The 11979-nt window shown below is 65.6% G+C and carries 10 protein-coding genes; 4 read left to right on the top strand and 6 right to left on the bottom strand.

Annotation, left to right across the window (positions count from 1 at the left end; genetic code table 11):
- Nucleotides 1-15: 15 nt before the first annotated feature.
- The 3 genes from trxB to purL all read right to left on the bottom strand — a co-directional run bounded on the left by trxB (nt 16) and on the right by purL (nt 4090).
- Nucleotides 16-1119: a thioredoxin-disulfide reductase gene (trxB, locus tag B7R93_RS10240; RefSeq protein WP_423815910.1), complete on the bottom strand. Its 1104-nt coding sequence runs from the start codon at nt 1117-1119 to the stop codon at nt 16-18.
- 107 nt (nt 1120-1226) lie between these two features.
- Nucleotides 1227-1571: a thioredoxin gene (trxA, locus tag B7R93_RS10235; protein WP_103020691.1), complete on the bottom strand. Its 345-nt coding sequence runs from the start codon at nt 1569-1571 to the stop codon at nt 1227-1229.
- Between the two features lie 254 nt (nt 1572-1825).
- On the bottom strand, nt 1826-4090 hold the full coding sequence (gene purL / locus B7R93_RS10230; RefSeq protein WP_103020690.1) for a phosphoribosylformylglycinamidine synthase subunit PurL: 2265 nt from the start codon (nt 4088-4090) through the stop codon (nt 1826-1828).
- A 190-nt stretch (nt 4091-4280) separates the two neighbouring features.
- Between purL and B7R93_RS10225 the strand changes: the two genes are divergently transcribed.
- Both B7R93_RS10225 and B7R93_RS10220 read left to right on the top strand, forming a co-directional pair.
- The gene (locus tag B7R93_RS10225; RefSeq protein WP_232798312.1) at nt 4281-5336 is read left to right on the top strand and encodes an SDR family oxidoreductase; all 1056 of its coding nucleotides are present in this window, start codon (nt 4281-4283) and stop codon (nt 5334-5336) included.
- A gap of 82 nt (nt 5337-5418) precedes the next feature.
- Nucleotides 5419-6504: a glycosylasparaginase gene (locus tag B7R93_RS10220; RefSeq protein WP_103020689.1), complete on the top strand. Its 1086-nt coding sequence runs from the start codon at nt 5419-5421 to the stop codon at nt 6502-6504.
- A 12-nt stretch (nt 6505-6516) separates the two neighbouring features.
- Here B7R93_RS10220 and lptE read toward each other — a convergent pair whose 3' ends face one another.
- From lptE to B7R93_RS10205, 3 genes are all read right to left on the bottom strand, one after another.
- Nucleotides 6517-7101 carry an LPS assembly lipoprotein LptE gene (gene lptE / locus B7R93_RS10215; protein ID WP_232798310.1) on the bottom strand — a complete coding sequence of 195 codons (585 nt, stop codon included), beginning with the start codon at nt 7099-7101 and terminating at the stop codon, nt 6517-6519.
- A gap of 226 nt (nt 7102-7327) precedes the next feature.
- Nucleotides 7328-7498 carry a four helix bundle protein gene (locus tag B7R93_RS16155; protein WP_198598650.1) on the bottom strand — a complete coding sequence of 57 codons (171 nt, stop codon included), beginning with the start codon at nt 7496-7498 and terminating at the stop codon, nt 7328-7330.
- A gap of 65 nt (nt 7499-7563) precedes the next feature.
- Nucleotides 7564-8994: a sigma-54 interaction domain-containing protein gene (locus B7R93_RS10205; RefSeq protein WP_103020687.1), complete on the bottom strand. Its 1431-nt coding sequence runs from the start codon at nt 8992-8994 to the stop codon at nt 7564-7566.
- 663 nt (nt 8995-9657) lie between these two features.
- Here B7R93_RS10205 and B7R93_RS10200 point away from each other — a divergent pair.
- Both B7R93_RS10200 and B7R93_RS10195 read left to right on the top strand, forming a co-directional pair.
- Nucleotides 9658-10401, top strand: a complete 744-nt coding sequence (locus B7R93_RS10200; protein WP_103020686.1) for a hypothetical protein — start codon at nt 9658-9660, stop codon at nt 10399-10401.
- A gap of 94 nt (nt 10402-10495) precedes the next feature.
- Nucleotides 10496-11979 (top strand): methyl-accepting chemotaxis protein (locus B7R93_RS10195; RefSeq protein WP_157942268.1); only part of this gene is annotated, 1484 nt, incomplete at its 3' end.

Here is an 11979-nt window from a genome sequence, read left to right as displayed (position 1 = left end):
CGACGGGGGGATACGTTACGCTTCCACGGGCTCCCGATCGGCGTCGGAGTGTGAGGCTTTGGCCGCGCCGTGCTCCTCGAGCCACCGTTCAGCATCGATGGCGGCTTTGCAGCCGGTGCCAGCGGCCGTCACGGCCTGGCGGTACGTGCTGTCCTGCGCATCCCCGCAGGCAAAGACGCCCGGCACGTTCGTGTAGGTGGACGCGCCTTCGGTTTGGATGTATCCGGTCTCGTCCGTCTCTACCCAGCCCTGAAACGGTCCGGTGTTGGGCGTGTGGCCGATGGCGAGGAAAAAGCCCGTCACGCCGTCCATGACGCGCGTCTCGCCGGTGTCGTTGTCGATGACCTCAATGCCCTCGACTGCGTTCTCGCCGAGCACGTCGACGACCTCGGTGTTCCAGACAAACTCGATCTTGTCGTTGTCGAAGGCCCGCTGCTGCATAATCTCCGAGGCCCGCAGCTCGTCGCGGCGGTGCAGGACGTAGACCTTCTCGGCAAACTTCGTGAGGAAGGTCGACTCCTCCATCGCGCTGTCGCCGCCGCCCACTACGGCCACCGTCTCCCCGCGGAAGAAGGAGCCGTCGCAGGTTGCGCAGGCACTCACGCCCTTGCCAATGAGGCGCTGCTCGTTCTCCAGGCCGAGGTACCGGGCCGAGGCGCCGGTGGAGATGATCGCGGTCTGGGCGTAGACCGGCGTTTCGCCGTCGATCAGGAGCCGGAACGGACGCTCCCGGAAGTCGACGTGCGTGACGGTTCCGTAGCGGGACTCGGTCCCGAACCGCTCGGCCTGTTCCTGGAAGCGGTCCATCATCTCCGGGCCCATCAGGCCCTCGGGGAAGCCCGGATAGTTCTCCACGTCGGTCGTGGTTGTGAGCTGACCGCCGGGCTCCGGGCCCATAAAGATGAGCGGGTTCAGGTCGGCGCGGGCGGTGTACAGTGCGGCCGTCCAGCCGGCGGGTCCGGTTCCAATCACGGCCACGTCTCGCATCTCGGCGCCGGTGAAGTCGACGTCCTCGAAAGCGGTGAGGTCCGGATGCTGGTGTCCGTTCGAGAAGGCTCCGTTCTCGTGCATGGGGGCGTTGCTAAATTCGGGGACGTAGTGTGCGGATGGACCGGGCAGGTGCCGGGCGCTGCGGCCCCGAGGAGACCCGAGGCGAGTCGCCCGGCACCTGCCGACCACCATCCGGAGGAAAGGGATGCCCAGGACAATGCTGTGCCCGAGCGGGGTTACGCCGGCTGGCCGGTCAGTGCCTCCAGGTTGTCCTTCAGCGGCTGCTTGCCCGCGGCGCCCACGAGCTGCTCCTCGACCTCGCCGTCCTTAAAGAACAGAAGGGTTGGAATGGACCGCACGCCGTACTCCTGTGCGGTCTCCGGGTTCTCGTCGACGTCGACCTTGCCGACCTTGGCCTCGCCCTCATACTCGTCGGCCAGCTCCTCGACGATTGGCGCAATCTGGCGGCAGGGGCCGCACCAGGTGGCCCAAAAATCCACGAGCACCGGCTGGTCGGCGTTCAGCACTTCCTCCTCAAAGTTGTCGTCGGTCAGGGTAATCACGTTGGCACTCTCGGCCATAAATAGGGGGAATCGTTCTGTGGGGAAGAAGACGAGCATCTCAGCACACTTTCTACTGTACCGTCGGCACCCCCTGGTGGTTTCTCACTGTAGGACCGGTGCCAACACAGTCAGTGTGTGTTAGAGCAAGGAGGATGCCACACCGGACAGGCAGCGTTATGGCAACGTGCCCCCCGGTCGCGTTACAGGGACACGGCGAAGCGCCCCGGGGCTTTGGCCAACTACAGGGCTGTGGCCTGCAATTCCGACGGGGGTCATGTCACGGCGTCAGGGATTGCCCCCTCGTAGGGGGCGGCCAGTGTCTCAGGAGAGGCGTCGAGTACCGTGTCCGCGCCCACGGTGAGGCGAAGCCCCCCCGGCGTGACGGGGCCGAGGCGGTGGGCCTGTACGCCATCGTGCGCCGCCAGGGTTGTCTCCAGGGAGGCCTCGTCGTCCGGTCGCGTGGACAGCACCACGCGCGACTGTGCCTCCCCGAAGAGGGCGGCGTCGAGGCGACCGGCCCCGGGAAGGGTGGCCTCCAGCCCGAGCCCGTCGCTGTGAATCACGGACTCGGCGAGGCAGACCGCCAGGCCGCCGTCGGAGACGTCGTGGGCGTGCTGAACGAGGCCGTCGCGGATGAGTGCCTGCGTGGCCGCTTGTACCGCCCTCTCCTCCTCCAGGTCGAGGGGCGGCGCGTCCCCCGCAACGCGGTCGTGGACGGTGGACAGGTACTCGGTGCCGCCGAGGCGGTCGGGGTGTGTCCAGCCGCGCGGGGTGAGCAGGAATGTCACGTCGCCTTCGCTTCGCAGGGCCGCCGTGGTGGGCTGCGTGTGGAGGTCGTCCACCACGCCGAGCATGCCGATGGTGGGGGTGGGGTAGATGGCGCCTTCGGGGTGCTCGTTGTAGAGCGACACGTTGCCGCCGGTGACGGGCGTGCCGAGGGCCCGGCAGGCGTCGCCCATCCCCCCGATGGCCTCCGCAAAGGTCCAGTAGACCTCCGGGTTGTTCGGGTTGCCGAAGTTGCAGCAGTTGGTAACGGCCACGGGCGTGCCGCCGGCACAGGTCACGTTGCGCGCCGCCTCGGCGACCGCGATCTTGGCGCCGCGCCGCGGGTTCAGGTAGACGTAGCGGCCGTTGCCGTCCGTCTTTACGGCAAGGCCCTTTTCGGTCCCCTTCAGCCGCATCACCGCGGCGTCGCTGGGGCCCGGGGCCACGACCGTGTTCGTGCGGACCATGGTGTCGTACTGCTCGTGCACCCAGCGCTTGGAGGCGATGTTGGGGCTGCCGAGGAGCGTGGTGAGTGCGTCTTCTACGTCGGCCGCCTCAAGGTCTGGCACGTCAGAGGCTTCAAAGCTTCTCGTTTCCTCCAGGTAGGAGGGGCGCTCGGTGTCGCGGTCGTAAACAGGCACGTCGTCGCCGGCGACGTGGGCCGGGTCGAGCACAGCGACCTCGTCGTCCCCCCAGTGAGCACGGACGCGGCCCGTGTCGGTGACGGTGCCGATGCGCTGGGCGTTCAGGTCCCATTTGCCGTAGATCTCCGCGAGGGTCTCCTCGTCCCCCGGCTCGCAGACGACGAGCATGCGCTCCTGGCTCTCCGAAAGCAGGATTTCGTAGGGCGTCATCCCCGTCTCGCGGGTCGGCACGCGGTCGAGGTACAGATCCATCCCCGTGCCGCCGGACGCGCTCATCTCAAAGGCCGAGCTCGTGATGCCCGCGGCGCCCATGTCTTGGATACCCGCCACCACGCCCTCGCGGATCGCTTCGAGCGTGGCTTCCAGGAGGAGCTTCTCCGTGAAGGGGTCGCCGACCTGCACGCTGGGGCGATCCTCCTCGCTGTCCTCGTCGATCTCGGCGGAGGCGAAGGTGGCCCCGTGGATGCCGTCGCGGCCCGTGGTGGCGCCGACGAGCACCACGGGATGGCCCGGCGTCTCGGCCGCGGCGCTGGCCGTGCGGTCGGTGTCGACCACCCCCACGCTCATGGCGTTGACGAGCGGGTTGCCCTCGTAGGCGTCCTCGAAGTAGACCTCGCCCCCCACGGTGGGCACGCCGAACGAGTTGCCGTAGTCGCCGATGCCGCGCACCACCCCGTCGAACAGGTATCGGACGCGCGACGCCTCCAGCGACCCGAACCGCAGCGAGTCGAGCGCGCAGATGGGGCGGGCGCCCATCGTGAAGATGTCGCGGTGGATGCCGCCCACGCCGGTGGCCGCGCCCTCGTACGGCTCCACGGCCGAGGGGTGGTTGTGCGACTCGATCTTGAACGCGACCGCCTTGCCGTCGCCCACGTCCACGAGGCCCGCATTCTCCTCGCCCACCTCGGCCAGCAGCTGCTCCCCCTCCGTGGGAAGCGTCTGGAGCAGGGCGGTCGAGTTTTTGTAGGAGCAGTGCTCGCTCCACATCACCGAGTAGATGCCGAGTTCGGTGAAGGTGGGCGTGCGCCCGAGCCGGTCCAGAATCTCGTCGTACTCGTCGCTGGTGAGGCCGTGGTCGAGGGCGAGGGCGCGGTCCACCTCGGGGGGCTGCGGGAGCGTCTCGGGCATGAGGGAATGGGGCGTGGGACGCGGGGAAACGTGGATTCGATGGTGAGTATGAGGGGGCGCGGGGATGGATCCTCCCTTTGTGGGGAATTGGGAAAGCCGTTTGCCGTCAAGGGGGAGAATGAGCGTGGCCCGATTGCCCTACAGGCCTGGCGTCCCGTTCGCAGTTCCTCCGACCACCGATTCTAGCCGCATGACCTTCCTTACCGGCGTCCCCGGCTTCCTCGGCACCCGCCTCCTGCGACGCCTGGCCACGGCTGACCCCGAGCAGTCATTTCTGCTGCTCGTCCAGCCGAAGTTTGAGGCCCGCACCCGTACGCTCCTCGCCGACCTGGGCCTGCACGACCGAGCGGACGTGCTGCCCGGCGACATTACGGCGCCGGACCTGGGCCTGGGGGACCGCTACGACGATGTGGCCGAGCGGACCACGCGGGCGGTGCACCTCGCCGCGGTCTACGACCTCACGATCCCGCGAGCGGTGGGATGGGAGGTCAACGTAGAAGGGACGCGGCACGTGCTCGACCTGCTTGTGCGGAGCCCCAACCTGGAGCGGTTCGGCTACGTCAGCACCGCCTACGTATCCGGCGAGCGCACCGGCACGATCTACGAAGACGAGCTCGTTCACGACGCCGGGTTCAAGAATTTCTACGAGGAGACGAAGTACCACGCCGAGGTGCTGGTGCAGGACCGCATGGACGAGATTCCGACCCTCATCTTCCGCCCCAGTATCGTGGTGGGCGATTCCGAGACGGGCGAGACGGACAAGTTTGACGGGCTCTACTTTGTGCTAAACGCGCTGCGCAGGCTGCCGCGGTACACGCTCATGACCCGTGTGGGGGCGGGCACCGAGCCGGTAAACCTGGTGCCGGTCGATTTTGCGGTCGACGCGATGGGGCATCTCCTGAGAACGGAGGGCCGCGTGGGGACGGTCTTTCACCTCACCGACCCACGGCCCCTTACGGCCCAGGCCGTGATGGAGCTGCTTGCCAACCTGTTGGACAAGCGCGTGGCCTACGTGCCGGTGCCGCCGGGCCTGGCGCAGGCGATGATGAGCACGGGTGTGGGGCGGTCGCTCGGGATCGCGCCGGAGCTCATCGACTACTTCGACCATCCGTCGGACTACGACGCGTCGAATGCGCGGGCGGCCCTCCACGGGACGGGCATCGCCTGCCCGTCCCTCCCGGACTACGCCCCAGCGATGGTCGAGTATGCCCGGCGCCACGAGGCCCGCGCGTCGGCGATGTATTGAGGAGGCGGCGCGGTTTTGCTTCTCCCCCTCGCTTCGTTAGTTTCCGCGGGCACATCCCATTCTCAGAAACCGCCCCGTCGCCATGCCCGACGAAGCCCCCTCTGCTGCGTCGTCCCGTCGCTCTTTTTTGAAGCAGGCCGCTCTGGCCGGGGCCGGAGCCGCCGCTCTGCCCCAGGCCGCGTCGGGAGAACCGCCGTCGTTCGACGCCGGGGCCAACGGGGGCCCGCTGGTGGTGGCGAGCGACAACGGCGCGCCGGCCGCCGAGCAGGCCCTGACGGTCATGGCCAACGACGGGGAGGCCCTGGACGCCGTCATTGAGGGCGTCAACATCGTCGAGCGCGACCCCGACGACATCACGGTCGGGTACGGCGGGATCCCGAACGCCGACGGCACCGTGCAGCTGGAGGCGGGCGTGGTGGAGGGCAAGACGCACCGGGCCGGGGCGGTGGCGGTCCTGGAAGACATTCCGGTCCCCTCACAAGTGGCCCGCCTGGTCATGGAGCGGACCGACCACGTCCGGCTGGTGGGGCAGGGGGCGAAGACGTTTGCCCGGATGCACGGGGTCGAGACGCAGGACCTGCTCACCGAACAGGCGCGCCGGATCTGGGTGGAGTGGAAGGAAAATCTGTCCCAGGAGGACAACTACCTGCCGCCCGACAGCCTGAAGGACCCGGCGCTTGGGGCAAAGGTGCGCGAGGTGCAGCGTCACTACGGCACCATCCACTGCTCGGCCCTCACCCCCGACGGCAACATCGGCTCCGTCACGACCACCAGCGGCCTGTTTTACAAGATTCCGGGGCGGGTGGCGGATACCTCCGTCGTGGGGGCGGGCCTCTACGCCGACAACGATGTGGGGGCGGCCGGCTCTACGGGCCGGGGCGAGGCCAACCTCAAGAACCTGTCGAGCTACCTCATCGTGGAGCGGATGCGCGACGGCGACACGCCCGAAGAGGCCTGCCTGTTTGCCTGTCGTCGCATCGCGGAGAACACCCAGGTCCCGCGCCTCCGCAACGACCGGAACGAGCCCAACTTCAACGTGCGGTTCTACGCGCTGCGGACGGACGGGCAGTTCGGCGGGGCACAGATGCGGGGCCCCGGACAGATGATCGTGGGGGACGCCGAGGGGGTCCGCCGGGTCGACATTCCGGGGCTCTTCGACGACGAGTAGGGCCGCCGGGGCCTACCAGTTTGAGGTCGCCGTGCTAAAGATGTCGTCGGCCACGTTTTCGAGCGCGTTCTGAATGGCCTGCCGCTCGCCGTCGAGGCCGGCCTCAACGGGGTCGTAGTTGGCGGAGCCGCTGAACGTCTGGTTCAAGAGCTCCTCGTCCTGCGTCTGGTCGACGTAGCGCACCTGCACCCGAAGGGTGACCTGGTTTGTCGTGGCGCGCTCGTCGCCGCTGACGCCGGTGGGCTCGTTTGTGTAGCGCTGAACGCGGGCCCTGAGAAGGGCGTCCGCCCCGGCGTCGTCGGTCGTGAGGGAGAGGCTCGTGCGGTCGACGAACCGGTCGGTCAACTGGTCCGTCAGGTCGGTGCCGAGCCGGTTGACGGGGCTGGAGGTGTTGTCCTGGGCGATCGGGATCGAGATGGTCTCGAGGCCGGACGGGATGCTGGCGCCGCTGAAGCTGTACACGGCGCAGCCGGAGAGGCTGCCCATCCCGAGAAGAAGGAGCAGGACGCTCAGGTGGTGCCGTATCGCCGTCCCGTGAAAAGCGATGCGGAGACGCGGGGAGGAAGAGACACGGGGAGGGGATGTGATGTGCGGCACGGGGTAGGAGTTTTGTTTACTCGCGGATCGTCCAGTCTTCGGCATTGGCGATCATATGAACGAGTTTCCCGACAATTTGATCGTACTGGTGGTCCGGATCTCGTGCTACGTCCGTTTCTAGATACTCACAACGGTACGCGAACCCCAGCCCAACTCGGGGCTCTGCGGCCTCACGTTCTGTGTCGCCCAGCTTCGACCGAAAGAAATCGACAGACCGTCGTCGGCGCTAGGCTTCTCCCAAGTTTGCGCACACAGAGCGGGACGAGCGCCGAATCTGGTCGACCATCGAGTACGTTTCTGCCTTCGGAATTTCCTTCGTGATCTCAAAGATCTCCATCGTCCCGTCCATGGCGGAGCTGTACACGTGAAGGTCGCGAAAGCTGCGAATATTTCCCATGATGTTCCCCTTTCGCTTCCACGCCAACTCCGTGTCCCCAAAGGCCCCCGCGTCCGGAAACGTCCCTACAGGTCTTCGTCGATGTCTTTGAGCTTGCGGTAGAGGGTCCGCTCGCTGATGCCGAGGGCCTCGGCCGTCTTGCGGCGGTTGCCGTCGAACTGCTTGAGTGCGCGGCTGATGAGCTGTTTCTCGGACTCCTCAAGGGTGGGCAGCTCGTCCGGCGTCTCCGTGGCCGGGTCCGTTTCAATTTTCGCCTCGGCCGTCGTGTCCGCCTCGGCCTCGGTGGAGGACGGCGCCTCCGAATCGGGGGGGGAGGGACGGTCCCGGCGGGGCCGCGTGGGGCGGGCCGGGCCGCTCTCCTCCACCTCATAAATGACATCTCGCATCATGGAGTCGACCTCGCCGCCGTGTCGCCGATCGCGCTCGCGGTGTCCGCGGGGGGCGGTCGGCCCGTCTTCGCTGTTCACGACCACGAAGTCGTCGTAGTCGCCCGGAAAGTCGCCGCGCTCGGCCACCTCGCGGGGCACCACCACGCCCACGTTCGACATGAGGGAGTCAATCCGCTCCTTCAGGTCGCGCATGTCCATGCGCATCTCCAGGATGGCCCGGTACAGCAGTTCGCGTTGGCGCAGGTCGTCCTCGGCGCCGCCCCCGGACGCCTGGTCCTCGGGCCCGGGCTCCACCCGCATCAGCCCCGTCGAGGCCGACGCCTGGCCGATGTCGCGGAGGAGGGGGCGCAGGTCGTCGGCCGACACCTCCTCCGTGCGCATCAGCACCGCCACCTGCTCGGCGATGTTGCGGAGCTCGCGCACGTTGCCCGGCCAGCGGTACGTCTCTAGAAGGTCCTCCGCGTCCGTCGTTAGCTGCTTGCGGGACGAGTTGTACTCCTGAGAGAACTCGTGGAGGAACGTCTCGAAGATGGGCAGGACATCGTCCGCCCGTTCCCGGAGGGGGGGAATGTCGATCAGGACCGTGCTCAGGCGGTAGTACAGGTCCTTGCGGAAGGTGCCCTTCTGCACCTCCTCCGCCAGGTCCTTGTTCGTCGCCGCCACGATGCGGGCATCGACCTGCTGCTGCTGTGACGCCCCGACGCGGGTGAACTGGCCCGTCTCGAGCACGCGGAGGAGGCGCACCTGCGCATTCTTGGGCATCTCGCCGATCTCGTCGAGGAAAATGGTGCCCTCGTCGGCCTCCTCGAAGTAGCCGACCCGCTCCTCCACGGCCCCGGTGTAGGCGCCCTTCTCGGCCCCGAACAGCTCGCTCTCGATGAGGCCCTCCGGGATGGCCCCGCAGTTGACCACCACCATCTGCTCGTGGCGGCGCATCGAGAGCTCGTGCAGCGCCTGGGCGATGAGCTCCTTGCCGACGCCGCTTTCGCCCTGTAGCAGCACGGTGATGTCCGTATCGGCCACCTGGCGGGCCTGGTCGATCACGTTCTTGATGGCGTCGGACGTGCCGACGATGCCGAAGCGTTCCTGAATAGAGGCGCGGTCCATACCGAACGAGGGGGCCAAGGCAAAACAACGAGGCGAACCAACCGGCAGGTCACGGAGCACTCTTCCTGCCACTTTGTCATAAAGTGCGGTGTACTACACCCATGCGGCCGGTGAAGGATCCCCCTTCCGGCCCGCCGCGGGTTGAAGATGCCGTGACGTGGGACGCGTCCCCCGTTCGACTCAGCGCTTGTGGTCGTCGATCTCTCGGGCCCGCCGGGGAGGCCTTCTGCGCCCCACAACAGAGAAGGCCCACTCGCCCAGGACGAAGAGAGGGGGCAGCCCGACGAGCTAATGGGAGGGGATCGGGCATCGCCCGCATGCATGGGCCCATTCACTACGCGTCTCGTGATAGGCGGCCTGCGGACTGCGGTCCGCTGGCTGTCGTTGGGGCAATGGGACCGGTGGAAAGCGGTCTCGACCCGCCGACGGAGTTGCTCCTGGTTGGTCCCGACCGTTCGGGGAGAGGCTCGGCCAGGCCCGCACGTTGTTCTTCCGAAATAGAATCAAGACCGAGTCCTCCTCTCGTGTAGATGTGATGATGGAGGGGCTTCGTTGCTTAAAAGCCTCTTTTTTTAGCCGATACACTTAGTGCTGGTGCGTCCACATCTTTTGGGCTTCCGGTTTGCGGTTTGGTAGTGCTTTTAAATTGAATCATTCTTGCCGATGCGCCGCACGTTTGTTCTACTTCTTCTGGTGTTTGTGGGGCTGCCGACCCTGTCGGTGAAGGCCCAAGTCTTTTCCAGCAGCAACATCCAGGTTCTGTACGGGGATGGGTTTGAGGACTGGTACTATGGAGGCAGTACAGAAAGCGGCCGGCAAACCACGGTGACCTTTCAACACCTCGCCGACTTCAAAAGCGGCGACGTGTTCTTCTTCGCCGACCTCGCGCGCGGGACCTACGTCGACGCTGCCGGCGAGCCGATAGGAAAGGACTACCGGGTCTACTCCGAACTGGCCGCGCGCTTCAGTCCCCTGGGCGCCTTCGGAGCGCGGCCGGATGGGTTCGTCAGCGACGTCCTCGTTGCCTCGCAGATGAACCGGGACGGGAACGGGTTTGCCGCCCACATGATCGGGGCAGGGGTGGACCTGGAGGTCCCAGGGTTCACGGCGAGCAACGTGAACGTGTACTACCGAGACGACGTGTTCAACAGCCCGACGTATCAGGTCACGACTGTTTGGAAATCCGTCTGGGAATCTCCCTTCTCGATTTCGCCACTGCGGCTCACGTTTTCCGGGTTTGTTGACGTATACGGCACTGATCACGACGGAGCAGATTTCCACACGCAGCCTCAGTTTCTGGTCGGCACCGATGATCTCCCCATAGAGGCCGGCCTTGAGCTATACTACCATTCCAACAGCGCCATTAACGTGCGGGCCCCGCAGGTTCTTCTCAAATGGACCATGTAGCATTCGCTTCTGGATAGGAGCTTTCCAGGGCAAAATGCCGGCCCGTGTACGATGACCTCCACCTTCCACCACCCATCATTTACGACGCAGATCCATGTTTGCATCTCTCACCTCGAAGGTCGTCTCGCGTGCTGTCGGCATGGTCGCGGTTGCGTTCGTTCTGACGTTTGCCGTCATCTTCTACTTCGTTGACAAAAACCTGAAGGAGGAGGCTCTCGGCAAGGTATGGGAAACGGCCCGGAAGGAAGCGAGTGCATTTAACACGCGTCAGCAGCGCTTGCGGTCTTCGACCGACGAACTCGCTGGCATTTTGTCTGCGACCGATACTCCGAGCCGACAGACGGTGAACAAGCAGGTCCGTTCAGTTGCCGAACAGCGTCGGATCACCGGCGCGGTCGGCGTGGTGCTTGACCCGGAGAAGGTTGACGGCCGAGGGCCGGCGGCCCCGGAGATGAGCAAGCTAACGGATTCCGCCGGGCGCTTTGCGCCAATCTGGATACGAGATGGTGAAGACCTTTTCGTTCAAATCTTCGAGGACATCGACAATCCCTGGTACAACATTCCCAAAAACGAGGGCCGGTCGTATATCACGGACCCCTACACGTTCGACGATCGGCTGCGCGTTACCTATTCGGCACCGGTGGAAAGCGAAGGAGAGATTCAGGGCGTTGTAATGACCCAGGTGACGCTGACCGACATCCAAAAGCAGGTCAGGGAGCTGGAGCTATACGAGACGGGCTACGCGATGCTCGTCAGCAACAGCGGACGGGTCGTTTCTGCGCCGGGAGAAGAACATGCGGGGCGGTCGCAGTTGAATGAAATCAGCGACCATCCCTCGATGGACGCGGTCTACGAGGCGGTCGACAGTGGAGAGGCGATCCAGACCCGGATCCAAGACCCGTTTCAGGAGAGAGAAGCGGTGGCATCCGTGGCGTCCGTTCCGACGAGCAACTGGAGCATGATTACCGTGGCCCCCACCGATGAAATGATGGCCGGCGTCTACTTTGTGCAGTGGATCATGATCGTGGCTGGCCTGATTGCGCTCTTGCTCGTCGCGGGAGGCAGTGCGTTGATCGGGCGGATGCTGACCAAACCAATTGTGTCCCTGAGCAAAGCGTCCGAGGCGGTCACAAACGGGGACCGAAGCGTCGAGGTAGCAATCGATCGCAACGACGAACTCGGCTCTCTGGGGACCAACTTCAATCAGATGGTCGGCAAGATCCGTGCGTCCATTCGGGAGGTCCAGGAAAAGAATGAGGAGGCCACCGTGGCCGCGGAAGCCGCCGAGGAGGCCCGGCAGAAGGCCGAAGCGCAACAGGAATATCTGTCCCGCAAGGTTCAAGATATGCTTGAGGCGATGGGCCAGTTTGCCACTGGGGACCTGACCGTTCGGGTACAGGCGGACCGAGACGATGAGATTGGGAAGTTGTTTGACGGGTTCAATCGGGCGGTAGAAAGAGTGCGGCAGGCCTTCACCGACGTACAGGAGGCGGGGCACGAGACCGTGACGGCCGTGGGGCAGATCAGTGCCTCCAGCGAGCAGATGGCCGCCAGCGCCGAGCAGCAGTCCGCCCAGGC

Source organism: Salinibacter altiplanensis (genome assembly GCF_002894645.1).
Classification (GTDB): domain Bacteria; phylum Bacteroidota; class Rhodothermia; order Rhodothermales; family Salinibacteraceae; genus Salinibacter; species Salinibacter altiplanensis.
Note: the sequence above shows the minus strand (reverse complement) of the source record. Positions and strands in the feature narration are given on the sequence as shown.